Origin of the sequence: Bacillus sp. SIMBA_008, from assembly GCF_046535495.1 — a bacterium.
Taxonomy (GTDB): domain Bacteria; phylum Bacillota; class Bacilli; order Bacillales; family Bacillaceae; genus Bacillus; species Bacillus subtilis.
Map to the genome: position 1 here is coordinate 1 of NZ_JAWRWL010001209.1, position 238 is coordinate 238.

The window sequence follows — 238 nt, forward strand, 5'->3', positions numbered from 1 at the left end:
TTCTGGCGGGCGCTGAGTTCGACGCCGAACTCGAGCGCGGGCGTGAGCTCCAAGGCGGTCTTCACGCGGAGGAGCGGATCCAGTTGCCGCCGCGCGACGACTCCAAGATCAGGAAGGACGCGCTGAGGGAGGCCGAGGAGGTGCAGGAGGCTCGCCGGCTGCGTGCCTCCGGTGGCCGTCGCAGCTGATCGAGGGCGGTCACGCAGGTCGACGCGCGATACTGCTCGAATGAGCATCG

The 238-nt window shown here is 68.9% G+C and carries 1 protein-coding gene; it reads left to right on the top strand.

Annotated features, from left to right (window positions below; all coding sequences use genetic code 11):
* Nucleotides 1–188 (top strand): hypothetical protein (locus SB658_RS27280; RefSeq protein ID WP_410603675.1); only part of this gene is annotated, 188 nt, incomplete at its 5' end.
* Nucleotides 189–238 lie beyond the last annotated feature (50 nt).